This window comes from Amycolatopsis solani (assembly GCF_033441515.1).
Taxonomy (GTDB): Bacteria; Actinomycetota; Actinomycetes; order Mycobacteriales; family Pseudonocardiaceae; genus Amycolatopsis; species Amycolatopsis solani.
This window is the reverse complement of record NZ_JAWQJT010000004.1, coordinates 549484-572864: the sequence shown is the minus strand read 5'-3', so window position 1 is coordinate 572864 and position 23381 is coordinate 549484. Positions and strand designations below refer to the sequence as shown.

The following is a 23381-nucleotide window of genomic DNA, read 5'->3' as shown; positions in this document are numbered from 1 at the left end:
GGCTCACCACAACGAGTCACGGCGGCTACGGCGTGGCGTACCTCGTCCCACGAGCAAATTTGTCACCATCGGCCACATGAAGCTCACCGGCTTGCTCACGCGGAACCAAGAACCCCTCCCGGGGATCACCGGGGTCGCCCGGGTCGACCGCCGCACCCGGGAGCTCCTGCGCCGGATCAGTCCCGGCGACATCGTCGTGCTCGACCAGCTGGACCTCGACCGCGCGACGGCCGACGCCCTGGTCGAGGCGGAGGTCGCCGGCGTGGTCAACGCGTCGCCGTCGATCTCCGGCCGGTTCCCGAACATGGGCCCGGAAATCCTCGTCGCCGCCGGCATCCCGCTCGTCGACTCGGTCGGCGGCGAGCTGCTGCGCACGATCAAGGACGGCACGAAGCTGCGCCTGAACGACGGCGTCGTGTACGTCGGCGAGCGGCAGGTCGCGTCGGGCATCGAGCAGAGCGCCGACAGCGTCGCCGACCAGATGATCGAGGCCAAGGCCGGGATGTCGACGCAGCTCGAGGCGTTCTCGGCCAACACCATCGAGTTCCTGCGCCGCGAGCGCACCCTGATCCTCGACGGCGTCGGCGTGCCGGAGCTGAAGGCGCCGATCCGCGACCGGCACGTGCTCGTCGTCGCGGGCGGCAACGGGCACGCCGAGGACCTCAAGAAGCTCAAGAAGTACGTCGCCGAGCACCGCCCGGTGCTGATCGGTGTCGACGCCGGCGCCGACACCTTGCGCGTGCAGGGCTACACGCCGGACGTCATCGTCGGCGACCCCACCGGCATCGGCACCGCCACGCTGCGCGGCGGCGCCGAGGTCGTGGTGCCCGCCGCGCCGGACGGGCACGCCCCCGGTGTCGAGCGGATCCAGGACCTCGGCATCGGCGCGGTGACGTTCCCAGCGTCCGGCAACGCCGAAGACCTCGCGCTGCTGATGGCCGACGCGCACGGCGCGAGCCTGGTCGTCACCGTCGGGTTCCAGGCGACCCTGCGTGAATTCCTCGACCACGGCCGGTCCGGTTCGAACCCGTCGACGTTCCTGACCCGGCTGAAGCTCGGCACGAAGCTCGTCGACGGGAAGGCGGTGGCGACGCTGCACCGCAGCCGGGTGTCGATCGGCGCGGTCGTGCTGCTCGTGCTCGCCGCGGTCGTGGTGGTCGCCGCGGCCCTGCTGGTGTCCGACGTGGGCTCGGTCTACCTGGACTGGCTCCGCGGCACCTGGAATTCGTTCGCCGCCTGGGTCAAGGGATTGTTCACGTGATTTCGCTGCGCTACCACGTCGTTTCCATCGCCGCCTGCTTCCTCGCGCTGGCCGTCGGCGTGGTGCTCGGTTCGACCGCGCTGAACGGCACGCTGCTGTCCGGGCTGGCGGGGGAGAAGAAGGACCTCGGCAGCCAGGTTTCCGACCTCGAGGCGCAGCGCAACGCGCTCAACGCCCGGCTCGCCGACGCCGACGCGTTCGCCGGCTCGATGGGCCCGAAGGTCGTGGCCGGCGCGCTGGACAAGCGGTCGGTGGTGCTGGTGACCACCGAGGACGCGCGCCCGGCCGACCGGGACGCGCTCAAGCAGCTGATCGGCCAGTCCGGCGCTTCGGTGACCGGCGAGGTCCAGCTGACCGCGGCGTTCGCCGACCCGGACAAGGCCGACCAGCTCCGGGACGTCGTCACGCGGCTGCAGCCGGCCGGCTCTAAGTTCCCGACCGCGGGCGACTCCGGCACGCTCGCCGGCGCGCTGCTCGGTTCGGTGCTGCTGCTGGACAAGACCACCGCGAAGCCGCAGGCCTCCGGCGAGGAGCTGGCGGCCGCGGTCGGCGGCCTCACCGACGGCGGCTTCGTCAAGGCGGGCGGGGACGTCAAGCAGGCGCAGCTGGCGATCGTGCTCACCGGCGCCCAGTCGACCGGCGACGGCGCGGGCGACCGCGCGGCGACGATCGCCCGCTTCGCCACGCAGCTCGACCGCTCCGGCGCCGGCACGGTCCTCGCGGGCGACGCCGGTTCGGCCGAAGGAACGGGTGCGCTGGGCGTGGTCCGCGCGGACACCTCGGCGACGTCGATCCTGTCCACTGTGGACAACGTGGACAGCTCCGCCGGGCGCGTGAGCACGGTGCTGGCGCTGAAGGAACAGCTCGACGGCGGGGCCGGGCGCTACGGCATCGCCGGCAACGCGACCGCCCCCGCCCCGGGCGTCGGCACCCCCAACGGCAACTGACGTCGTGAGTGTTCAGTCGGGTTAGAACCCGACTGAACACTCACGAGCGTTACTTGAGGGGCGGGTCCAGCGGGAAGCAGGACACGCGCACCGGCCATGTGTCGCCGCCGGCCGGGAGTGGCATCTGCTCGAGCGCCGCGGCCGCGTCGGTGTCGTGCGCCTCTTCGGCCGCCGCGTGGAAGATGTCCGCCGCGATCGACTGGTCGAACACGCCGATCTGCTGGTGCGGCCAGGCTTCCGCGCCGTGCCGGGCACCGGGGATCAGCTGGTCGACGACCTTCCGCAGGGTGACGCCGTTCGCGGCCCGGTACTTCCAGACGTCCACGCCGAGGTTCTTCCCGACCTCCGCCAGGCGGCCCCACGCGGTGAGGTTGAAGTTGACGTAGTGCCACGACATCGTGCGCGAGAGCTCGAGCGGCTGGCTGCCGTCGGCGGCGAACTGCACCGGGAACCGCTTCTTCTCCGCGTCGAGAACGATCTTCTTCGCCGCGTCCTTCTTGCCCAGGTACGCGGAGATCGTCGCGTTCTGCATGTCGAGGAACGTGCCGTGGTTGTTGGTGGCGGCCAGTTCCAGCTTCGCCTGGGGGCTGGTCTGCATCCAGTTCAGGTACTGGCCGAGCCACGCCTTGATCCCCGCGCGGTCCTGGCCGGTCCAGCCCGGCGCGCCGCCGTCGAGCAGCGCGAACGCGTCCATCAGCTGGCTGAACGACTGCGTCGAGTCGATGATCCCGGTGCCGCTGACCGTGTCCTTGCACGGGATGATCTGCGAATAAGTCATGTTCGGGTTCATCTTCGTGGCCGGGGCGAGGAACCAGGTCCGGATGTCCAGTGCGGCCCGCTTCGCGTACTTCGCGTCTCCGGTGTAGTACCAGGCCAGCGAGAGGTAGTACATCGCGTCCCACGCCCACATCCGATAGGTGTGGTCGGTGATCGCGTCGGCCTCCGGGTTGCGCTGGCCGTCCTTGCTGACGTACGGGCAGCCCTTCGGGTTTTCCGGCGTCTTCGGCCGGCTCGCCCACCAGTACGGCGCTTGGCTCGTGTAGTCGTGCTTGTCGCCGCTCGGTGGGGCCGACGGCTTGTCCATGACCGACCACGGCCCGTCGGTGAGCGCGGTGTCCGCCTTGGCGAGCACCACCTTCAGCGCGTCCCGTTGGGCTGGGGTCGCGTGGCCGGTGCGGATCGCCTGCTTGATCCCCGCGAGCTTCGCGCCGTCGGTGACGACGGTGCGCGGTGGAGACGCGGCCACCGCCGTGCCGCTCACCGGGACCACGAGCACGGTTGCCGACAAGACCAGCGCGCCCAGAACGCTTCGCACTTCGACCGCCCTTCACGGGGACGTTAGAATCCCCACGTCGTCACCGGGCGGCGGTACGGCTGCGGGGATTCTGACGGCACCGGAAGGCGGGTGTCAACCGGGCCAGGTGCGCCGCTTGTCCAGCGGCCGGGCGTAGGACCCCGCGCGGCTCGTCTTCAACCCCAGTGCCACCAGGGATTCCGCGAGCCGGACGGCCGCCGCGACGCCGTCGATGACCGGGATGTCCAGCATCGTCGCGATCTTCCGGTCCAGCCCGGTCATCCCGGCGCAGCCGAGCACCAGCACCTCGGCCCCGGCGTCCCGCGCCCGGCGGCCGGCGGTCAGCAACGCCGATTCCGTGCGGCGCTCGTCGGTCAGCTCCAGCACGCCGAGCCCGGCGCCGGTGACCGTGACGCAGTTCTGCGCGACGCCGGCGGCGTGCAGGCTGTCCTCGATCAGCCCGCACGTCCGGTCCAAAGTGGTCACCACGCCGTAGCGGCGGCCGAGCAGGCAGGCCAGGTGCGCGGCGGCTTCGGTGATGTCGACGACCGGGACGTCCAGCAGCTCGCGTGCGCCCTCGCGGCCGTGCTCGCCGAAGCCGGCGAGCACGACGGCGTCGAACGGCTCGTCCAGGCCCCGCAACAGGTCCAGCACGGCCGCGGCGGACAGGAAGCTGTCGAGCCACCCCTCGGCCGACTCCGGGCCCCACTTCGGTGTCCGCGCCAGGATTTCGGTGCCGGGACTCGCGGCCGCGCGGGCCCCAGCCTCGATCTCCTTCGTCATCGCCTCGGTGGTGTTGCAGTTGGTGACGACGATCCTCATCGGTGCTTCCTCGAAACCGCGAAGTACAGCGCCGCCGACGACGCCGTGCCGATGAACCACGAGTAGGGCGCGGCCGGCGCGAAGAACGGCACCAGCGCGATCACCGCGGCGAGCGCGGCGGTCGGGAAGAACGTCACGAACGCGCGCGGGTTCACCCGCGGGTACGCGCCGCCGTCGACGAACAGCTGGGCGACGTCGACCTTGCCGCGCCGGATCAGGTAGTAGTCGACGATCATGATCCCGAACAGCGGGCCGAGGAACGCGCCGAGCCCGCCGAGGAAGTAGTTGACCACGGTCGGCGAGGAGTACAGCTTCCACGGCAGCACGCACAGCGCGGCGACCGCGCTGATCAGCCCGCCGACGGTGAACGAGATCCGCTTCGGCCAGATGTTGGCCAGGTCGTAGGCGGGGGAGACGAAGTTGGCGACGATGTTGACGCCCATGGTGGCGACCGCGAACGTCAGCGCGCCGACGATCAGCACCGGCGTGTTGTGCACCTTGGCGAGCAGCTCGGCCGGGTCGGTGATGGCCTCGCCGAACACCTGCATGCTGCCCGCGGTGACGATCACCGACAGCAGCGCGAACGCCGTCGAGTTGATCGGCAGGCCCCAGAAGTTGCCGCGGCGCACGGTCTTCTGGTCCGGGGCGTTGCGGGAGAAGTCGCAGAAGTTCAGCATGAGCGTGCCGTATGTGGCCAGGATCAGCCCGGCCGCGCCGAACCACTGGCGGACCTGCTCGCCGGTCGAGAGCTGTTTCGGGCTGCTGGTCAGGGAAATGTGCCAGTTGCCGGCGGCGAGGATCCAGACGGCGAGCGCGATCATCACGACCCAGATCGCCGGGCCGCACCAGTCCTGGAACTTGCGCACCGACTCCATGCCGCGGGTGAGGATCAGCGCCTGGACCGCCCACAGCGCGACGAAGCAGATCCAGCCGAGCGCGTGCAGGCCGAGGAAACCGTGCTCGGTCAGCGGTTTCAGGCCCGGGTCGATGGTGAGCACGAGCAGCGTGATGGCCACGCTCGCGAGGTAGGTCTGGATGCCGTACCAGAAGATCGCGATGATCGCGCGGATGAGCGCGGGCAGGTTGGCGCCGAACGTGCCGAAGCTGATCCGCGCGACGACCGGGAACGGGACCCCGGTGCGCTGGCCGATCCGGCCCATCAGGTTCATGCCGAAGTAGATGATCACGAAGCCGAACAGCAGGGCGGTGAACACCTGCCAGGCGGACAGGCCGAGCACGAACAGGCCGGCGGCGAAGGTGTAGTTGCCGAGGTTGTGCACGTCGGACATCCACAGCGCGAAGATGTCGTAGACCTTCCAGCGACGTTCCTTCGCGGGGGCGAGGTCTTCGTTCCAGAGCCGGGGGTCCGGTGGCGGGCTCGTCTCTTGCTGGGATTCGGTGAGCGGGGCGGCGGTCAAGGCTAGCCTCCGATCGACGTGCAGCGACGGCGATTTGGGATACCAAAATTTGGCATCCCAAATATCACCCCGATGTCCGCCGTCGTCAACCCTCCGGTCCGTAAACTCGTGTTACGAGCTTGTTGAGGAGAGGGGAGTCGGTGACGACGGCGAGCGAGCGGCAGCCCTTGGCGGCCACCCGTCAGCGCGTGCGCGACGAGCTGCGCGAGCGGATCCTGACCGGCCGGCTCCGCCCGGGCGACCGGCTGGTCGAGCGAGAGCTGGCCGAGGACCTCGGTGTCTCGCGCGTCCCGGTCCGCGAGGCCATCCGCGCGCTCGAGGCCGAGGGGTTCCTCGTCGAGCAGTCCGCGCGCCGGATCGTCGTGCGGCAGCTGGCGCGCGTCGACGTCGAGGAGCTGTTCGACGTCCGGGAGGCGCTCGAAGGCCTGGCGGCCGGGCTGGCGGCGGCCCGCGCGGGCGCCGCGGAGCTGAAGCGGCTCGACCGCGCCCTCGCCGACGCGGCCCGCGCGACGGCTCGCGGGGACGCCGCCCGGATCACCGCGCTCAACTCGCGCTTCCACGACGAGATCGTCGCCATCGCGGGCAACGCGCTGCTCACCACGATGCTCCAGCCGCTGGAGGGCAGGCTCCGCTGGCTCACGAGCCAGAACGAGCACTGGACCGAGCTGCTCGACGAGCACCGGCGGCTGTACGAGGCGATCGCCTCCGGGGACGCCGAGCGCGCGAAGGCGTCGGCGGTCGAGCACGTGCGCGTCAACCGGGACGTCACCCTGCGTGCGCTCTTTCCGCAGGTCACAGCTTGATGACGAAGCTCACGCTGCGTACCGGAGAGCTCACGTATTAACATGATCGGTGGGTCCCCGCTCCTTGAGCGGGAGTGGCATATCCGACACGCCCCAGGAGCCCGCTCAACAGGCGCTTCCCAGTGGCTTCATGGGAAATTCACAGAATGGGTGGCAAGTCTGACAACGTGAACCACGCCGACGACGGTGCCGGAACGGCGGCACGATGACGACTGCCCAGGCCACTCTCGAAGCCCCCACCCGCCTCGCGAGACCAGGGGGGAAAGCGCCGTACCTGCACCAGATCGACCTCTTCCGGTTGATCACGTTCGCGTGCGTCATCCTCATCCACGTGGTGGGCGCGACGAACTTCGCGCAGGACGTCGGCGCCAACGCCGTCGAGACACCGCTGCACTTCACGCGTGAGGCGTTCTTCGCGCTGACCGGGTTCGTGCTGGTGTTCCAGAACCGCGGCCGCGAGATCACCCCCGGCGACTTCTGGCGACGGCGGCTGCCGCTGGTCGCGACGCCCTACCTGGCGTGGACGATGTTCTTCTGGGCGTTCTCGCTGGTCACCGGCACGCAGCAGCCGGGCTCGCTCGAGGCGTCGATGCGCCTGCTGCTCAAGGACCTGGTCACCGGCGGCGCCTGGTACCACCTGTACTTCCTGCTCGTGACGATGCAGGTGTACCTGCTGTTCCCGCTGCTGATGAAGCTCCTGCGGGCGACCGAGGGCAAGCACAAGTGGCTGCTGCTCGGCAGCGGGGCGCTGCAGGTCGGCGTCACGGTGTTCATGACCTACCAGCCGTTCGGCGTCAGCTACGAGACGATCACGCACCTGTACGCCACGATCGTGCCGTACCAGTTCTACACGCTGTTCGGGGCCGTGGTGGCGTTCCACTTCGAGACCGTGCACGCCTGGGTCGGCCGGCACCGGCTGCTGCTCGGCGGCGCGCTCGTCCTGGTGCTCGCGGGCACCGAGTGGTACTACCTGCGAACCGTCCACAGTGGAACTTTCCCGCAGGTGGCCAGCGACCCGTTCCAGCCGTACCTCATCCCGTGGTTCCTCACGGTGATCGCGGCGATCTACGCGTTCACCACGCGGTGGGCCGCGCGCCGCCGGGAAGGCAGCCGGGGCGCCCGGGTGGTGTCGTGGGCGGCGAACCGGTCGTTCAGCATCTTCCTGGTCCACCCGCTCGCGCTGGCCCTGCTCGGGCCGGTGATCCCGCACGTGGCCGAGCGCTTCGGCGCGCCGTGGCTGAGCCTGGTCATCTACGTGGCGACGATCGCGCTGACGATCGTGGTCGTCGAGGTGCTGCGCCGGCTGCCGGGCAGCCGCGCGCTCACCGGCCGTCCGCGGCTGAAGGTCGCCGCCCTGAGTTAGCCCGACAGGGTGGTCAGGAGCACAAAAGACAGTTCGGGCATGTCACAGCGAGCGCTTCTGCGGCGTTGGGATATGCTGGCGGCCCGTGGGACTTCAGTCACGGGCTACCAAGTACGTATTTGTCACCGGAGGCGTCGCCTCCTCTCTGGGTAAGGGACTCACGGCTTCCAGCCTGGGTCAGCTCCTTACCGCGCGCGGGCTTCGCGTCACGATGCAGAAGCTCGATCCGTACCTCAACGTGGACCCCGGGACGATGAACCCGTTCCAGCACGGTGAGGTGTTCGTCACCGACGACGGCGCGGAGACCGACCTCGACATCGGGCACTACGAGCGCTTCCTCGACCGCGATCTCGACGGCAAGGCCAACGTCACGACCGGCCAGGTCTACTCCGAGGTGATCGCCAAGGAGCGCCGCGGGGAATACCTCGGCGACACGGTGCAGGTCATCCCGCACATCACCGACGAGATCAAGGCCCGGATCACCGCGGCCGCCGGGCCGGACGAGACCGGGCAGGCGCCCGACGTCATCATCACCGAGGTCGGCGGCACGGTCGGCGACATCGAGTCCCTGCCGTTCCTGGAGGCCTGCCGCCAGGTCCGCCACGACGTCGGCCGCGACCACTGCTTCTTCCTGCACGTCTCGCTGGTGCCGTACCTGGCGCCGTCGGGCGAGCTGAAGACGAAGCCGACCCAGCACTCGGTCGCCGCGCTGCGCAACATCGGCATCCAGCCCGACGCGCTGGTCTGCCGGGCCGACCGGGAGATCCCGGAAGACCTCAAGCGCAAGATCGGCCTGATGTGCGACGTCGACACCGAGGCCGTCATCGCCTGCCCGGACGCGCGGTCGATCTACGACATCCCGAAGGTGCTGCACGGCGAGGCGCTCGACGCCTACGTCGTCCGCCGCCTCGGGCTGCCGTTCCGCGACGTCGACTGGACGGTGTGGGGCGACCTGCTGGACCGGGTGCACAACCCGAGCGAGGTCGTGCGGATCGCGGTCGTCGGCAAGTACATCGACCTGCCGGACGCCTACCTCTCGGTCACCGAGGCGCTGCGCGCGGGCGGGTTCGCCCACCGCGCGAAGGTCGAGATCGTCTGGGTCGCCTCCGACGACGCGCAGACCGCGTCCGGCGCGGCCTCCGTGCTGTCCGATGTGGACGGTGTGCTGATCCCGGGCGGGTTCGGCATCCGCGGCATCGAGGGCAAGGTCGGCGCGATCGAGTACGCCCGCACCCGCGGCGTGCCGCTGCTCGGTCTGTGCCTCGGCCTGCAGTGCATGGTCATCGAGGCGGCCCGGCACCTGGCCGGCATCGAGGACGCCGGTTCGTCGGAGTTCGACGAGAACACGAAGCACCCGGTGATCTCGACCATGGCCGACCAGCGCGACGTCGTCGCGGGGGAGCGGGACATGGGCGGCACCATGCGGCTCGGCGCCTACCCGGCGAAGCTCAAGGCGGGCTCGCAGGCCGCGAAGGCGTACGGGACCACCGAGGTCTCCGAGCGGCACCGGCACCGCTACGAGGTCAACAACGCCTACCGCAAGCAGCTCTCGGACGCGGGCCTGGTCTTCTCCGGCACCTCGCCGGACGACCACCTGGTCGAGTTCGTCGAGCTGCCCGCCGACGTGCACCCGTTCTTCGTCGGCACGCAGGCGCACCCGGAGCTCAAGAGCCGCCCGACCCGGCCGCACCCGCTGTTCAGCGCGTTCGTCAAGGCCGTGGTGGACCGCAAGGTCGCCGAGCGGCTCCCGGTCGAGCTGCCCGAGGCCCCGGTGGCGGCCCGGTGACCGCGCCCGGCGAGCACGAGTTCAGCGTCGCGGCCAGCCGGGACGTCCACATCGGACGGGTCGTCGGCCTCCGGATCGACGAGGTCGTCATGCCCGGCGGGGACACCGCGACCCGCGAGGTGATCGAGCACCTCGGCGCGGTGGCGATCGTCGCGCTGGACGACGACGAGCAGGTCACGCTCATCCACCAGTACCGTCACCCGATCGGGCACCGGCTCTGGGAGCTGCCCGCGGGGCTGATCGACCACGTCGGCGAGGACCCGGTCGGCACAGCTCGCCGGGAACTGGTCGAGGAGGTCGGGCTGGCCGCGTCGGACTGGGTGACCCTGGTCGACGTCGCGGCGTCGCCCGGGTTCACCGACGAGGTCGTGCGGGTGTTCCTGGCCCGCGGACTGTCCGATGTGGAGCGCGACGTGCTCGGCGAGGAGGAGGCGGACCTGGTGATCCGCAAGTTCCCGCTCGCCGAGGCGGTGCGGATGGCGTTGGCGGGCGAGCTGGTCAACGGCGCCACGGTGTCCGGCGTGCTGGCCGCGCACGCGGTGCTCACCGGCGCGGCCCCGGCTCGTCCCGCGGACGCCCCGTGGGAGGACCGCCCGACGGCGTTCGCCAAGCGCAAGGAGTCCTGAGGCCCGATGCCAGGGCGCCGGCAAAGTCGCGGGTCCCGCCGACCTGAAGGGGACGTTGCTGGCATCTGGTGTGCTGAAGGGGACTTTGCTGTCATCACATGACAGGAACGTCCCCTTCAGGGCACCGCAAAGTCGGATCGGGACCGGCGGGCCGGCTCGAGCGGCCCCCGGGATGTCTTGAATGAGTCATTCAGGACCTCCGGCGTCCTGAATGACTCATTCAAGACATCAGGCGAGCCCGTCGATGCCACGATCCGCCGGTGGGCGGCTCCGACTTTGCCGGAGCCGGCCGGCGGCGGCGAGGTCAGGGGCGCAGCTGGCCGGCGGCGGCGGGGTCAGGGGGCGCAGCTGGCCGGCGGCGGGGTCAGGGGCGCAGCTGGCGGCCTTCGGCGTCCCGGCCGCCGTTGACCAGCAGCACGATGCCGTCGATGATCGGCCACAGGATGCCGACCCCGGTGCAGAAGGTCGCGAAGAGCTGGGCGATGCCCAGGCCGGTCTGGCCGGTGTAGAACCGGCCGACGCCGAAGGGCAGCACGATCTGCAGCACGCCGGCCACCGTCTTCGACCGGTGGGAGTACACCGCGGGCGGCGGCCCGTACGGCATCGGCACGGGCATGGACGGCGGCGCGTACACCGGCATCGGCGTCGCTCCCGGTGGCGGCCCGAAGAAGCCCGGGTGCGGGTGCGGCAGGTCGCGGAACAGCGGCCGCAGCTCGCCCAGGGTCGTCGCCGCGTAGGCGTCGGTCACCCGGGTCTCGTACTCGACCGGCGTGATGCGGCCCATGCCGAAGTGGTCGGCGAGCAACCTCGCCGCCTCCTCCCGCTCGGCGGTGCCGATGCGGAGTTCGTCGGACCCCATGGATCCACGGTAACCGAACGGGGTTTCTGCCGGGTCACGAGCGCCGCGCGGCCTAAGGTGACGGCGTGGCAGCCCCGGGCAGCACGGCCGACGTGGTCGCCGCGTACCTCGACCACCTGGTCGTCGAACGCGGGACCGCGCGCAACACCCTGGACAGCTACGCCCGTGACCTGCGCCGGTACGCCGCGCACCTGGACGGCCTCGGCGTCGGGAAGGTCGCCGACGTCACCTCGGCGCACGTGACGTCCTTCGGCGCCGCGCTGCGCGAGGGCGACGAGGACCACAAGCCGCTGGCCGCGTCGTCGGCCGCGCGGGCCCTGGTCGCCGTGCGGGGCCTGCACAAGTTCGCCCACGCCGAGGGCCTCACCGAGCACAACCCGGCCCGTGAGGTCCGCCCGCCGACACCCGCGAAGCGGCTGCCCAAGGCCCTGCCGGTCCACGACGTGCTCCGGCTGCTGGAGACCCCGCCGCCGGAGGGCGAACGCCCGCTGCGCGACCGGGCGCTGCTGGAGCTGCTCTACTCGACCGGGGCGCGGATCTCCGAGGCGGTCGGCCTGGACCTCGACGACGTCGACGACGCCGAGCGCACGGTGCTGCTCGACGGCAAGGGCGGCAAGCAGCGGCTGGTCCCGATCGGGCGGCCCGCGCTCGCCGCGCTGCACGCCTACACCGTCCGCGCGCGCCCGGCGCTCGCCGCGCACGGCCGGGGCACCGCGGCGCTGTTCCTCAACGCCCGCGGCAGCCGCCTCTCGCGGCAGAGCGCGTGGCAGGTGCTCAAGGACACCGCCGGCCGCGCGGGGATCGTCGCCGCCGTCTCGCCGCACACGCTCCGCCACTCCTTCGCCACGCACCTGCTCGAAGGCGGCGCCGACGTCCGGGTCGTCCAGGAACTGCTCGGCCACGCCTCAGTGACGACGACGCAGGTGTACACGCTGGTCACGGTCAACACGCTGCGCGAGGTGTACGCCACGGCGCACCCGCGGGCGTTGGGCTAGACGGCCCTATAAACGGCGAACAGCCTTCCTACGCTGGACCGACGGTCGAGTGACATTGCCCCCTCGGGTCCGGCGCGTTGCTTTGCCGGGGCTCCGACTCCGCGCATAGGCTGCGGCGGACGCTGACGAACAAGGAGCTTTCGCGCCATGTCGACACCGAACCAGCCGGCCGTACCGGCCGAGTCCGCCGGGTCGGCGGCGGCGAACCTCAGCCAGGTCACCATCGCCACGCCCGCGATCCACGACGGCGACGAGACGTCCCCGGAGCGCAACGGCAAGAAGGTCAAGCTCGAGGGCATCGGCCCGACCGGCCGCCCGATCCGCGAGCACGCCGATCCGGCGCCGCTGGAGAAGCACGGCCCGGCCAAGATCATGGCCATGTGCAACCAGAAGGGCGGCGTCGGCAAGACGACGTCGACCATCAACCTGGGTGCCGCCCTCGCCGAGTACGGCCGCAAGGTGCTGCTCGTCGACTTCGACCCGCAGGGCGCGCTCGCCGTCGGCCTCGGCATCCAGCCGCACGAACTGGACCACACGGTCTACAACGCCATCATGGAGCGGTCGGTCAGCGCCACCGACGTGCTGATGAAAACCCGCGTCGACGGCGTTGACCTGCTGCCGAGCAACATCGACCTGTCCGCGGCGGAGGTCCAGCTCGTCGCTGAGGTAGGGCGCGAGCACACGTTGTTACGGGTCCTTCGTCCGGTCATGAACGACTACGACTATGTTCTTGTGGACTGCCAGCCCTCGCTCGGCTTGCTCACGGTGAACGCGCTGACCGCCGCGGACGGCGTGATCATCCCGCTGGAGTGCGAGTTCTTCAGTCTGCGAGGCGTCGCCCTCCTGATCGACACCATCGAGAAGGTCCAGGAACGCCTCAACCCCAAACTGGACATAGTCGGGATTCTCGCCACCATGTACGACCCGAGAACCCTGCATTCGAAGGAGGTCATGGCTCGCGTGGTGGAGGCATTCGGCGAGACCGTGTTCGACACGGTCATCAACCGCACGGTGCGGTTCCCCGAGACGACGGTCGCGGGTGAGCCGATCACGACCTGGGCGCCCAAGTCGGCCGGCGCGGCGGCGTACCGCCAGCTGGCCCGCGAGGTGATCGCTCGGTGAGCAGGCGCGCTTCCCTGCCCGGAGCGTCGGAACTCTTCAGGATCACCTCCAGTCCCGCCCTCGATCTCCCTCCCCAGGCACCGCCCGCCGAGCCCGTCGAGAAGGCCAAGCCTTCGGACAACGGCCGGACGGAACAGCTGGCCCGCAGCGCGGCCCCGCACGGGTCCGGCCGCACCAAGCACGACGCGAAGATCACCGTGTACGTCTCCGGGGACGAGCTCGTCGCCATGGAGCAGGCCCGGCTGACGCTGCGCGCCAAGCACGAGCTGGTCGTCGACCGCGGCCGGCTGGTCCGCGAGGCGGTCGCGGTGCTGCTGGCCGACTTCGACCAGCACGGCGAGGAGTCGGTGCTGGTGCAGCGGCTGCGGGTGGTCGGCTCAGACGGCGGCGAAACCGAGGGCTGATGGACGAGCCGGAAGCGGCCCCGGCCGACGCGCCGGAGCCGGTTGCGGAGGTCCCGGAGCCGCACCAGACGGTGCACGGCGGGATGATCCCCGAAGGCGTCAACACCGAAGAACTGAGCACGTCCAAGTTCAAGGTGCGGCTGGCCAACTTCGAAGGACCGTTCGACCTGCTGCTGCAGCTGATCTCGCAGCACCAGCTCGACGTCACCGAGGTGGCCCTGCACCGGGTCACCGACGACTTCATCGCCTACACGCGGGCGCTGGGCACCGACTGGAACCTCGACGAGACGACGGAGTTCCTGGTCATCGCGGCGACCCTGCTCGACCTCAAGGCGGCGCGGCTGCTGCCCTCGGCCGAGGTGGAGAACGAGGACGACCTCGCCCTGCTCGAGGCCCGTGACCTGCTGTTCGCGCGGATCCTGCAGTACCGCGCGTACAAGCAGGTGGCGGCGCTGTTCGGCGAGCTGGAACAGGGCGCGCTGCGGCGCTACCCGCGGTCGGTGGCGCTGGAGGACCGGTTCGTCGGGCTGCTGCCCGAGGTGATGCTGGGCGTGACGCCGGACAAGTTCGCCGAGATCGCGGTCGCGGTGTTCAAGCCGAAGCCGCCGCCGACGGTGTCGATCGCGCACATCCACATGGGCCGCGTCTCGGTCCGCGAGCACGCGGCGCTGCTGCGGGTGATGCTCGCCGAGCGCGGCCAGGCGACGTTCGGCGAGCTGGTCGACGACTGCGAGCACACGGTGGAGATCGTCGCGCGCTTCCTGGCGCTGCTGGAGCTCTACCGCGAGGCGACGGTCCAGTTCGAGCAGACCGAGGCGCTGGCGGAACTGCACGTCCGCTGGACGGGCGGCTCGAAGGAAGAAGCCTCCGCGGCGGCCGAGCTGGACCGCGCCGCCGGAGACGAAGAGGAGTACGGGTGAGTCCCGAGAACGACGAAGTGGCCGAAGCGCCGGTGCCGCCGGTGGGCGAGCCGGCCGAGGCCGCGGCGGAGCTGGCGCTGGACGAGGCCCTGTCCGGCGAGCCCGTGGACGAGGACGGCAGGCCGGTCGACCCCGTGGTCGAGCCGCCCACCCCCGAGCCCGCACTTTCACGTGAAAGTGCGGCCCCCGAGGCGGAGCTTTCACGTGAAAGCGACGCGCCCGAAGGGGAGCCGGGGGCTGAGGATCCCGAGTCCGAGCTGGTCGCGAGCGGGGACATCAGCCTGTTGCCCGACGTCAGCTCCGACGAAGCCCTCGAAGCGGCTCTCGAGTCGCTGTTGCTCGTCGTCGACTCGCCCGCGAGCGAAGAGCTGCTCGCCGAAACCCTCGAGCAGCCCAAGGCCCGGATCGTCGTCGCGCTGCGGACCATGGCGCAGAAGTTCACCGAGCGGACCAGCGGGATCGACCTGCGGCGCGTCGGCGAAGGGTGGCGGTTCTACACTAGGGACGTCTACGCCCCGTTCGTGGAGAAGCTCCTGCTGGACGGCCAGCGGTCGAAGCTGACCCGGGCCGCGCTGGAGAGCCTCGCCGTGATCGCGTACCGGCAGCCGGTGACCCGGGCCAGGGTCGCCGCGGTGCGCGGCGTGAACGTGGACGGCGTGATCCGGACGTTGCTCGCGCGCGGCCTCATCGAAGAGATGGGGACCGACCCCGACACGACCGGCACGCTGTACGTGACGACCGAGCTGTTCCTGGAGCGACTGGGGCTGTCGTCACTGAACGACCTGCCCGCCATCGCTCCGTTGCTACCCGAAGTGGACACCATCGATGACATCCAGTGAACACCCCGACGGCATCCGCCTGCAGAAGGTGCTGTCGCAGGCCGGGGTCGCCTCCCGGCGCGCGGCGGAAGACCTGATCGCGGCCGGACGGGTCGAGGTGGACGGCGAGGTCGTCACCGAGCTGGGCCGCCGGGTGCACCCGGACGAGGCGGTCATCCACGTCGACGGCACCCGCGTGAACCTGCGCGACGACCTGATCTATCTCGCCCTGAACAAGCCCAAGGGCGTGCACTCGACGATGTCGGACGACCGCGGCCGCCCGTGCGTCGGCGACTACCTGGCCGGCCGGTACGAGGAGACGCCCGGCGTCGTGCACGTCGGACGGCTCGACGAGAACACCGAGGGCCTGCTGCTGCTGACCAACGACGGCGACCTCAACCACCGGCTGATGCACCCGTCCTACCGGGTGCTCAAGACCTACCTCGCCGAGGTCGACGGCCTCGTGCCGCGCGGGCTCGGCAAGGAGCTGCGCAACGGCTGGGAGCTGCCGGACGGCATCATCAAGGTCGACCAGTTCCGGGTGAAGGACATGCACTCCGGCAAGTCGCTGGTGGAGCTGGTCATCCACGAGGGCAAGAAGCACATCGTGCGCCGCCTGCTCAAGGACACCGGGCACCCGGTCCTCAAGCTGGTCCGGACCGCGGTCGGCGACGTCCAGCTCGGCAACCAGCGCGTCGGCTCGATCCGGCGGCTGACCAAGGGCGAGGTCGGCGCGCTGTACCGGAACGTCGAGCTCTGACACTCCGGTAGGCACAGTCCCGACTTTCCGCCGTGGCGCGAGCGCGGCCGGCCCTGCCAGCGTGGTCGCATGCGAACCGGTCTGGTACTGCTCGCGCTCATCCTCTTCTCGACGTTCACGCCCGGGGCGGCGCACGCCGCGGCGCCCCGGGGCACTGAACCCGTCTACGACTACGCGTCCGCGATCCGGGAGACGGTCTGGGTCGACATCGGCCGCGACGGTGACGGCGACGGCCGGTCCGACCGCGTCGCCGCGGACATCGTGCGCCCGTCCGGCGCGACCTCGCGCGTGCCGGTGATCATGGACGCGAGCCCGTACTACTCGTGCTGCGGCCGCGGCAACGAGAGCGAGCTCAAGACGTACGACAGCGCCGGCAAGCCGGTGAAGTTCCCGCTGTTCTACGACAACTACTTCGTGCCGCGCGGGTACGCGGTGGTGCTCGTCGACCTGGCCGGGACCAACCGCTCGGCGGGCTGCGCGGACGTCGGCGGCGCCTCCGACGTCGATTCGGCGCGGAAGGTCGTCGACTGGCTCAACGGCCGCGTCACCGGCTACAGCGCGAAGACCGGCGGCACCGCGGTGACGGCGGGCTGGAGCACCGGCAACGTCGGCATGATCGGGAAGTCCTACGACGGCACGATCGCCAACGGCGTCGCGGCGACCGGCGTCGCCGGGCTGAAGACCGTCGTGCCGATCTCGGCGATCAGCTCCTGGTACGACTACTACCGCTCCGACGGCGCGACCTTCGGCTTCAACCCGGCGGGCCTCGCGCAGACCGTCGAAGCGCGCAACTCCGGGCAGAACTGCTCGGCGCAGAACCAGGTCCTCACCCAGGGCGCGACGGCCAACGGCGACTACGGGCCGCTGTGGGCGGACCGGGACTACGTCACCCGGGCCGGCAACGTGCGGGCCAGCGTGCTGCTTTCCCACGGCGTCAACGACCTGAACGTCAAGACCATCCACTTCGGACAGTGGTGGAGCGGGCTGAACGTCGAGAAGAAGATCTGGCTGTCGCAGACCGGGCACGTCGACCCGTTCGACTACCGGCGCGCCGACTGGGTCGACCTGCTGCACCGGTGGTTCGACCACTACTTGCTCGGCGTCGACAACGGCGTCCAGAACGGGCCGCAGGCGAGCGTCGAGCGGCAGCCGGACCAGTGGGTGGACCAGAGCGCGTACCCGGCGGCGAACGCGGTGGCGACGACGTTGCGGCCGGGCGCGTCCGGCACGCTGGGCACGGCGACGTCCTCGGGCACCGCGTCCTTCACCGACAACCCGAACCTGGGCGAGGACACCTGGGTGACGAACCCGGGCAGCGCGGCGCTGACCTACTCGACCGGGGCGCTGACGTCGGACGTCCAGGTGTCGGGGACCACGAGGCTCACCGTGACGGCGACGCCGTCCACCTCGTCGGCGCGGCTGTCGGCGCTGCTCGTCGACCTCGGCCCGGCGACGATCCGCAACTTCGCCGGCAGCGGCGAGGGGATCAAGACGGGGACGGCGGAGAACTGCTGGGGCTCGTCGGCGGCCGGGGACGACGCCTGCTACAAGATCGCGTCCGCCGACCCGAAGAAGGTCAACTACACGATCCTCAGCCGGGGCTGGGCGGACCTCGCGAACTACGCGTCGCTGTCCCAGGAACGCCCGTTGACGCCCGGAACGGCGTACACGATGACGTTCCGGCTGGCCTCGACCGACCACATCGTGCCGCGCGGGCACGCGCTCGCGCTGATCATCGGCGGCACGGACGGCAGCTTCATCCGCGGCCCCGCCCAGCCGGGCCGGGTGACCCTGGACCTGGCCCGCACGTCGGCGTCCATCCCGCTGGTGGGCATCCCGGCGCAGGCGACCACGCACCCGGCCCCGCCCGGCGGCGAGCACGTGCCGTCGGCGGGCCGGGCGGACCTGCGGTAGCCGCGGAATCCGCACGACAGCGGCCCCGGAGGCGGTTACGTTCGGCCGCATGCGCGAACTCACGTGGCGGCCGCTCGTCCCGGCGGACGCCAAGGCATCGGCCGACCTGCTCAACGCGATCGAGACAGTGGACCGGATCGGGGAGAACTACACCGAGGAGGACACGCTCCAGGAGCTGATCGACCCGTACGCGGACCTCGAGCGGGCGAGCCTCGCCGCGTTCGACGGCGAGGCGCTCGTCGGCTACGTGAAGGTCCGCCACAAGGCGGAAGCGGAAGCGGTCCACCGGGTCTTCCTCGACGGCGGCGTGCACCCGGCATACCGCCGCCGCGGTATCGGGACCGCGCTGGTGGACGCGGGCGTGGCGGCGGCGGAGGTCGTGCACGCCCGGCACCACCCGGCGCTGCGGCTCGTGGTCGACGTCCACAAGGCGGAGCACATCGCCGGGGTGCCCGAACTCGTGCGTTCGCGGGGCTTCGCGCCGGTGCGGTACTTCCAGCGCATGGAGCACGCGCTTTCGGAGGTGACCGGCGTCGCCGTGCCGGGACTGCGGATCGAGGGGTGGACGGCGGCGGCCGACGAGGAGTTCCGCGCGGTACGGAACGACGCCTACCGGGACTTCTGGGGCGCCGCGCCGATGCCGGCGGACCAGTGGCGGAACAAGATCGTCAACCAGACGTTCCAGCCGGAGGTCAGTTTCCTGGCGCGGGACGGCGGGACCGCGGTGGGGGTGCTGGTGACGATGTCCTGGGCGGCCGACACCGCGGCGACCGGCGTGCGGGACGCGCACTTCATGGTCATCGGGACGGCGAGGGAGCACCGCCGGCGGGGCGTCGCGAGCGCGTTGCTGGGTCACGCGCTCGCGACGGCCGCCGGGCTCGGGTACGACCGGGCCAGCCTGAGCGTGGACTCGGCGGACCCGGCTGGGGCGTCGGGGATCTTCGCGAAGGCGGGGTTCGTGCCGAAGCACCGGTACGTGCGCTGGGCGCGTGAGGTCTGACCCGAGCGCCCCAAGGCGGCCTTGGTTGCGTCTCACGCACCGAAGGCCACATTGGGGCGCTCGGGACCGCGGGCTAGTTCGCCTCGGCCGGGGCGGTCTTCGTGGCCGATTTGCGTTGGAGGGCGCGGGCGATCGGCTCCACCACGCGGGCGGCCGTCGGGCCGAGGATGGCCATCAGCAGGACGTACGCCGTGGCCAGGGCCGCCAGTTCGCCGGTCACCGCGCCCGCTGTCACCGCCAGGCCCGCGATGACGATCGAGAACTCGCCGCGCGCCACCAGTGCCGCTCCGGCGCGGGCGCGGCCCATCTTCCCGATGCCCTGCCTGCGCGCGGCCCACCAGCCGGTGCCGACCTTGGTCGCCGTCGTCACCACCGCCAGGACCACCGCCCAGCCGAGCACGGGTGGGATCGACGCCGGGTTCGTGTTGAGGCCGAACACCACGAAGAACACCGCGGCGAACAGGTCGCGCAACGGCTCGAGCAGGTGCGTCGCGTTCTCCGCCGTCGAGCCCGAGATCGCGATGCCGAGCAGGAACGCGCCGACCGCGGCCGACACCTGCATCGCCGACGCGATGCCCGCCACCAGCAGCGCTGCGCCCAGCACCTTGAGCAGGAACACCTCGCGGTCGGGGCTGTCGACGGCGGCCGAGACGTACCGGCCGAACTTCAGCGCGATGACCAGCACCACGGTGATCACCAGCAGCGAGATCCCGACGGCTTCCAGACCGCCGAGCAGCGAGACGCCGCCGAGCACCGCCGTGAGGATCGGCAGGTAGAGCGCCATCACCAGGTCTTCGAACACGAGGATCGACAGCACCACCGGCGTCTCGCGGTTGCCGAGGCGGCCGAGGTCGCCGAGGACCTTCGCGACGATGCCGGACGACGAGATGTACGTGACGCCCGCCATCACCATCGCGCCGACCGGGCCCCAGCCCAGCAGCAGCGCGACCGCCGCGCCGGGGGCGGCGTTGAGGACGATGTCGAGCAGGCCCGCCGTCCAGGAGCGGCGCAGGCCGGTGAACAGCTCGGCCGCCGAGTATTCGAGGCCCAGCAACAGGAGCAGCAGCACGACGCCGATTTCACTGGCGAGGTGGGTGAAGCCGCCGATGTCGGTCAGCGGGATCAGCCCGCCGGAGCCGAAGCAGAGGCCGCCGAGCAGGTACAGCGGGATGGGGGAGAGGCCGATCTTCCCGGCCAGGCGCCCGAGCGCGCCCAGCACGAAGAAGACCGCCCCCAGTTCGATCAGGGACAGCGCGGTGTGGTCCATCGTGGGCTCAGCCGTACTTCAGGATCTTGGCGGCGGCTTCGAGACCCTCGCTCGTGCCGACGGCGACCAGCAGGTCGCCGCCGGTGAGGGCGAAGTCGGGCGTCGGCGAGGGGTGCACCTGGCCGGCCCGCGCGACCGCGACCACCGAGACGCCGGTGCGGGTGCGCATCGCCGTGTCGCCGAGCGTCCGGCCGTCGAACGGGCCGGACGGCTTGATCGGCAGCTGCTTGGTGCTGATCCCCGGCAGGTCCTGGTGCTCCTCGGTGAGCTGGGCGACCAGCTGCGGCGCGCCGAGCAGGTTGGCCAGCGTGCCCGCCTCGTCCGCGGTCAGCGGGATCGAGGCGGCGCAGGCGTCGGCGTCGTCCGCTTTGGACACGATGAGCTCGGTGTGGCCGTCCCGCTGCGACACGACGCCGATGCGGCGGCCGGTACGGGTGCTGAAGTCCTTGCGGACCCCGATGCCGGGAAGAGGGGTTACTTCGACGTTCACCCAACCACCGTAACCCACCTGTCCGATTCGCGACGTTCAGCCGAGCAGGAGCAGCAGCGCCGCGACGACCATGACGGCGGCGGTGAGGCCGTGGACGCCGAAGGCGACGGCCTTCTTCCCCCGGTGGCGCAGCACGATCAGCATGTCGAAGACGGGCCAGAGGGCCGCGGTGAGGAAGACCCAGCCCAGCGCGTGCGGGTCGCCGTAGATCATCAGGGCCAGCGGGATCAGGCCGGCGCCGACGTCGCGGCCGCCCTTGACGTTCAAGAAGTTTGCGGCGTTTTCGGGGACTTCGCCGAAGCCGAAGCCCGCGGCGGTCTTCACCGGCGCGAAGAGGTAGTTGAGGCCGATGTAGATGATGCCGAGCGAGACGATCGCGACGAGGACGTAGCCGGTGATCACCATGGTGTTCCCTTCAGTTTTTCTAGCGGCGCTAGCATTACTAGCAACGCTAACTTAGCGGCGCTAGTTTGTCTAGCAGTGCTAGCATCGGCTCATGATCCAGCGACAACGGCGTGTGCGCGACCGGACCGAGCGCGGGCAGCGGATCGTCACGGCGGCCAGGGAGCTCGCCGAAGCGGAGGGCTGGGACGCGGTCACCACCCGGCGGCTCGCGGCCCTGATCGAGTACAGCCAGCCGGTGCTCTACAGCCACTTCCCCGGCGGCAAGGACGCGATCATGACGGCGGCCGCGCTCGAGGGCTTCGGTGAGCTGTCCACCGCGCTCGCGGCCGCCCGTGCCGGCGGGGTCGCCGGGGTCGCCGCGGCGTACGTGGCGTTCGCCGAGGCCAAGCCCGCGCTGTACGACGCGATGTTCACGCTGGCGTCGGAGCTGCCGTTCGCCCAGGACGACACCCCGGCGGTGATGCAGGAGGCCTACGGCGGGCTCTTCGCCGTGGTCGAGCCGGTGTCGGGCAGCCAGGACGCGGGCGCGCTGACCGAGGTGTTCTGGAGCACGCTGCACGGCCTGGTGACGCTGGACCGCGGCCACCGGCTGTCCCCGGAACACCGTGACGAGCGCCTCGCCTTGGTCGTCGCCCGCTTCGGCGCGCGGGGCGACTGATCTCCTCCGCACCCCGACCGGCAGAATGGACCCCAAAGCCGACGAGAACGCGAGGAGAGTGCCGGTGACGGGAGCCCTACGTGGTGTGGTCGCCTTGGACGGCCCGTCGGGGACCGGGAAGACCACCGTCGCCCGCAAGCTCGCCGACCGCCTCGGCGCCGGCTACCTCGACACCGGTGCCATGTACCGGATGGTCACCCTCGCCGTGCTGCGCGCCGGCGTGGACCCCACCGACCAGTCAGCCGTCGCCGACGTCGCCGACCAGGCGGACTTCAGCATCGGGACCAGCCCCGAGCGCCCCGAGATCCGGCTCGGCGGCGAGGACGTCGCCGCCGACATCCGAGGTCCCGAGGTCACCAAGGCCGTCTCGCCGGTCTCGGCCGTGCCGCACGTGCGCGAGCTGCTGGTCGGCAGGCAGCGCGAGATCATCGGCGACGTCGTCGGGCACCGCGGCGGGATCGTCGTCGAGGGCCGCGACATCGGCACCGTCGTCGTGCCGGACTCGCCGCTGAAGGTCTTCCTGACCGCGTCGGCCGACGTCCGCGCCTCCCGCCGGAGCACCCAGGACACCGCCGCCGGCCGGACGTCGTCGGTCGCCGACGCGCTGGCGAGCGTCGAGCGCCGCGACCACCTCGACTCGACCCGCGCCGCCTCGCCGCTGCGCGCGGCCGACGACGCCGTGCACGTCGACACGTCCGAACTGTCGATCGACCAGGTGATCGTCGCCCTCAGCGAACTGGCCAGCCACCGCGGCCTGCTGGCGGGGTGCAACGCCGAGGTAGCGCGATGAAAGCTGACGGACTCCCCGAGGGATCCGTCGCATGGCTCCACGAAGCCGGGCGGATTTTCGCCCGGTACCATTTGCGGTCGGCCTTCCGCGTTCGCGTGCACGGCCGTGACCGCATGCCCGCCACCGGGCCGGTGGTCGTGGTCGCCAACCACAGTTCGATGATCGAGCCGCAGCTGATCTTCGGAATGCTGCCGCGGCGTTCGGCGTTCCTGGTCAAGGCCGAGCTGTTCGCCGGGCTCGCCGGGAGGTTCCTCCTGGCGATCGGGCAGATCCCGCTCAAGCGCGGCGAGATCGACCGCAAACCGCTGATGACCGCGGTCGGCGTGCTCAAGGGCGGCGGGGTCGTCGGGATCTTCCCCGAAGGCACCCGCGGCGCCGGGGACGTCGGCGCGGCCGAACGCGGCGCGGCCTGGCTGGTCCGGGCCTCCGGCGCGACCGTGCTCCCGGTCGCGACGCGGGGGACCCGCAAGCCGGCCGACGGCAAGCGGCGCTGGCGCCCGCGCGTGGACATCCTCGTGGGGGAGCCGTTCACGCCGAAGGTCGGCCCCGGGAAGACCGGGCTCGACCAGGGCACCGAAGAGCTCCGCGGCGAGCTCGCGGCGCTCGTCAAGACTTTGGACGATTGGCGTAGCGAAAACGGATTCGTTACGCCATAAGGG

At 71.0% G+C, this 23381-nt stretch carries 24 protein-coding genes; 17 read left to right on the top strand and 7 right to left on the bottom strand.

From position 1 onward, the window contains the following. Nucleotides 1–76 precede the first annotated feature (76 nt). A complete protein-coding gene (gene steA, locus SD460_RS46820) occupies nt 77–1261 on the top strand; it encodes a putative cytokinetic ring protein SteA (RefSeq protein WP_290059161.1) in 1185 nt (394 codons plus the stop codon). Beyond that, a complete protein-coding gene (locus SD460_RS46815; RefSeq protein WP_318307814.1) occupies nt 1258–2208 on the top strand; it encodes a copper transporter in 951 nt (316 codons plus the stop codon). Before steA ends, SD460_RS46815 begins: the two co-directional genes overlap by 4 nt. 49 nt (nt 2209–2257) lie before the next feature. Here SD460_RS46815 and SD460_RS46810 read toward each other — a convergent pair whose 3' ends face one another. The 3 genes from SD460_RS46810 to SD460_RS46800 all read right to left on the bottom strand — a co-directional run bounded on the left by SD460_RS46810 (nt 2258) and on the right by SD460_RS46800 (nt 5742). Beyond that, nucleotides 2258–3523: an alginate lyase family protein gene (locus SD460_RS46810; protein ID WP_290059158.1), complete on the bottom strand. Its 1266-nt coding sequence runs from the start codon at nt 3521–3523 to the stop codon at nt 2258–2260. Between the two features lie 93 nt (nt 3524–3616). Continuing rightward, nucleotides 3617–4324 (bottom strand): aspartate/glutamate racemase family protein, encoded by a 708-nt coding sequence (locus tag SD460_RS46805; protein WP_318307813.1) that lies wholly within the window; start codon nt 4322–4324, stop codon nt 3617–3619. Continuing rightward, nucleotides 4321–5742 carry an NCS1 family nucleobase:cation symporter-1 gene (locus tag SD460_RS46800; protein WP_290059157.1) on the bottom strand — a complete coding sequence of 474 codons (1422 nt, stop codon included), beginning with the start codon at nt 5740–5742 and terminating at the stop codon, nt 4321–4323. The genes SD460_RS46805 and SD460_RS46800 overlap by 4 nt, the downstream gene beginning before the upstream one ends. 140 nt (nt 5743–5882) lie before the next feature. Here SD460_RS46800 and SD460_RS46795 point away from each other — a divergent pair, with 140 nt between their 5' ends. The 4 genes from SD460_RS46795 to SD460_RS46780 all read left to right on the top strand — a co-directional run bounded on the left by SD460_RS46795 (nt 5883) and on the right by SD460_RS46780 (nt 10320). After that, nucleotides 5883–6545, top strand: a complete 663-nt coding sequence (locus SD460_RS46795; protein WP_318307812.1) for a GntR family transcriptional regulator — start codon at nt 5883–5885, stop codon at nt 6543–6545. Nucleotides 6546–6750: 205 nt separating this feature from the next. Beyond that, entirely contained in the window at nt 6751–7908 is a 1158-nt protein-coding gene (locus SD460_RS46790) for an acyltransferase (protein WP_318307811.1), read from the top strand. Nucleotides 7909–7993: 85 nt separating this feature from the next. Beyond that, the gene (pyrG, locus tag SD460_RS46785) at nt 7994–9694 is read left to right on the top strand and encodes a CTP synthase (protein WP_290059154.1); all 1701 of its coding nucleotides are present in this window, start codon (nt 7994–7996) and stop codon (nt 9692–9694) included. Beyond that, nucleotides 9691–10320 carry an NUDIX domain-containing protein gene (locus SD460_RS46780; protein ID WP_290059153.1) on the top strand — a complete coding sequence of 210 codons (630 nt, stop codon included), beginning with the start codon at nt 9691–9693 and terminating at the stop codon, nt 10318–10320. The genes pyrG and SD460_RS46780 overlap by 4 nt, the downstream gene beginning before the upstream one ends. Before the next feature lie 364 nt (nt 10321–10684). On the opposite strand, the gene SD460_RS46775 is transcribed toward SD460_RS46780, so the two are convergent. After that, nucleotides 10685–11179 (bottom strand): DUF1707 domain-containing protein, encoded by a 495-nt coding sequence (locus tag SD460_RS46775; protein ID WP_290057573.1) that lies wholly within the window; start codon nt 11177–11179, stop codon nt 10685–10687. A gap of 92 nt (nt 11180–11271) precedes the next feature. Between SD460_RS46775 and xerD the strand changes: the two genes are divergently transcribed. The 8 genes from xerD to SD460_RS46735 all read left to right on the top strand — a co-directional run bounded on the left by xerD (nt 11272) and on the right by SD460_RS46735 (nt 19112). Next, nucleotides 11272–12174 (top strand): site-specific tyrosine recombinase XerD, encoded by a 903-nt coding sequence (gene xerD / locus SD460_RS46770; RefSeq protein WP_318307820.1) that lies wholly within the window; start codon nt 11272–11274, stop codon nt 12172–12174. 147 nt (nt 12175–12321) lie between these two features. Continuing rightward, a complete protein-coding gene (locus SD460_RS46765) occupies nt 12322–13296 on the top strand; it encodes a ParA family protein (protein ID WP_290057572.1) in 975 nt (324 codons plus the stop codon). Then, on the top strand, nt 13293–13700 hold the full coding sequence (locus SD460_RS46760; protein WP_290057571.1) for a cobyrinic acid a,c-diamide synthase: 408 nt from the start codon (nt 13293–13295) through the stop codon (nt 13698–13700). The genes SD460_RS46765 and SD460_RS46760 overlap by 4 nt, the downstream gene beginning before the upstream one ends. Beyond that, nucleotides 13700–14620 (top strand): segregation and condensation protein A, encoded by a 921-nt coding sequence (locus SD460_RS46755; protein ID WP_290057570.1) that lies wholly within the window; start codon nt 13700–13702, stop codon nt 14618–14620. The genes SD460_RS46760 and SD460_RS46755 overlap by 1 nt, the downstream gene beginning before the upstream one ends. Beyond that, nucleotides 14617–15459, top strand: a complete 843-nt coding sequence (scpB, locus tag SD460_RS46750) for an SMC-Scp complex subunit ScpB (RefSeq protein WP_290057569.1) — start codon at nt 14617–14619, stop codon at nt 15457–15459. Before SD460_RS46755 ends, scpB begins: the two co-directional genes overlap by 4 nt. Further along, nucleotides 15446–16198, top strand: a complete 753-nt coding sequence (locus tag SD460_RS46745; RefSeq protein ID WP_290057568.1) for a pseudouridine synthase — start codon at nt 15446–15448, stop codon at nt 16196–16198. Before scpB ends, SD460_RS46745 begins: the two co-directional genes overlap by 14 nt. Nucleotides 16199–16267: 69 nt before the next feature. Then, nucleotides 16268–18112, top strand: coding sequence for a Xaa-Pro dipeptidyl-peptidase (locus SD460_RS46740; RefSeq protein WP_318307810.1), 1845 nt, complete (start codon nt 16268–16270; stop codon nt 18110–18112). A 49-nt stretch (nt 18113–18161) separates the two neighbouring features. Continuing rightward, nucleotides 18162–19112 carry a GNAT family N-acetyltransferase gene (locus SD460_RS46735; protein WP_290057566.1) on the top strand — a complete coding sequence of 317 codons (951 nt, stop codon included), beginning with the start codon at nt 18162–18164 and terminating at the stop codon, nt 19110–19112. Nucleotides 19113–19185: 73 nt separating this feature from the next. Here SD460_RS46735 and SD460_RS46730 read toward each other — a convergent pair whose 3' ends face one another. Genes SD460_RS46730 through SD460_RS46720 form a run of 3 tightly spaced genes read right to left on the bottom strand, consistent with a single transcriptional unit; the run spans nt 19186 to nt 21274 of the window. Further along, nucleotides 19186–20379, bottom strand: a complete 1194-nt coding sequence (locus SD460_RS46730) for a cation:proton antiporter (protein WP_290057565.1) — start codon at nt 20377–20379, stop codon at nt 19186–19188. 7 nt (nt 20380–20386) lie between these two features. Beyond that, the gene (locus tag SD460_RS46725) at nt 20387–20869 is read right to left on the bottom strand and encodes a cation:proton antiporter regulatory subunit (protein ID WP_247021590.1); all 483 of its coding nucleotides are present in this window, start codon (nt 20867–20869) and stop codon (nt 20387–20389) included. A gap of 36 nt (nt 20870–20905) precedes the next feature. After that, nucleotides 20906–21274 carry a DUF4267 domain-containing protein gene (locus tag SD460_RS46720; protein ID WP_290057564.1) on the bottom strand — a complete coding sequence of 123 codons (369 nt, stop codon included), beginning with the start codon at nt 21272–21274 and terminating at the stop codon, nt 20906–20908. 112 nt (nt 21275–21386) lie between these two features. Here SD460_RS46720 and SD460_RS46715 point away from each other — a divergent pair, with 112 nt between their 5' ends. The 3 genes from SD460_RS46715 to SD460_RS46705 all read left to right on the top strand — a co-directional run bounded on the left by SD460_RS46715 (nt 21387) and on the right by SD460_RS46705 (nt 23378). After that, complete coding sequence (locus tag SD460_RS46715; protein WP_290057575.1) at nt 21387–21932, top strand: TetR/AcrR family transcriptional regulator; 546 nt, start codon at nt 21387–21389, stop codon at nt 21930–21932. 85 nt (nt 21933–22017) lie between these two features. Further along, nucleotides 22018–22722: a (d)CMP kinase gene (gene cmk / locus SD460_RS46710; protein WP_290057574.1), complete on the top strand. Its 705-nt coding sequence runs from the start codon at nt 22018–22020 to the stop codon at nt 22720–22722. Next, nucleotides 22719–23378, top strand: a complete 660-nt coding sequence (locus SD460_RS46705) for a lysophospholipid acyltransferase family protein (protein ID WP_290057563.1) — start codon at nt 22719–22721, stop codon at nt 23376–23378. Before cmk ends, SD460_RS46705 begins: the two co-directional genes overlap by 4 nt. The last annotated feature ends 3 nt before the right edge of the window (nt 23379–23381 follow it).

What these genes read in the sequence shown, in the direction of transcription:
- steA (WP_290059161.1), top strand. Translation starts at nt 77, where the DNA reads ATGAAGCTCACCGGCTTGCTCACGCGGAACCAAGAACCCCTCCCGGGG.
- SD460_RS46805 (WP_318307813.1), bottom strand. Translation starts at nt 4,324, where the DNA reads ATGAGGATCGTCGTCACCAACTGCAACACCACCGAGGCGATGACGAAG.
- SD460_RS46790 (WP_318307811.1), top strand. Translation starts at nt 6,751, where the DNA reads ATGACGACTGCCCAGGCCACTCTCGAAGCCCCCACCCGCCTCGCGAGA.
- SD460_RS46775 (WP_290057573.1), bottom strand. Translation starts at nt 11,179, where the DNA reads ATGGGGTCCGACGAACTCCGCATCGGCACCGCCGAGCGGGAGGAGGCG.
- SD460_RS46765 (WP_290057572.1), top strand. Translation starts at nt 12,322, where the DNA reads ATGTCGACACCGAACCAGCCGGCCGTACCGGCCGAGTCCGCCGGGTCG.
- SD460_RS46755 (WP_290057570.1), top strand. Translation starts at nt 13,700, where the DNA reads ATGGACGAGCCGGAAGCGGCCCCGGCCGACGCGCCGGAGCCGGTTGCG.
- SD460_RS46745 (WP_290057568.1), top strand. Translation starts at nt 15,446, where the DNA reads ATGACATCCAGTGAACACCCCGACGGCATCCGCCTGCAGAAGGTGCTG.
- SD460_RS46740 (WP_318307810.1), top strand. Translation starts at nt 16,268, where the DNA reads ATGCGAACCGGTCTGGTACTGCTCGCGCTCATCCTCTTCTCGACGTTC.
- SD460_RS46735 (WP_290057566.1), top strand. Translation starts at nt 18,162, where the DNA reads ATGCGCGAACTCACGTGGCGGCCGCTCGTCCCGGCGGACGCCAAGGCA.
- SD460_RS46730 (WP_290057565.1), bottom strand. Translation starts at nt 20,379, where the DNA reads ATGGACCACACCGCGCTGTCCCTGATCGAACTGGGGGCGGTCTTCTTC.
- SD460_RS46720 (WP_290057564.1), bottom strand. Translation starts at nt 21,274, where the DNA reads ATGGTGATCACCGGCTACGTCCTCGTCGCGATCGTCTCGCTCGGCATC.
- SD460_RS46705 (WP_290057563.1), top strand. Translation starts at nt 22,719, where the DNA reads ATGAAAGCTGACGGACTCCCCGAGGGATCCGTCGCATGGCTCCACGAA.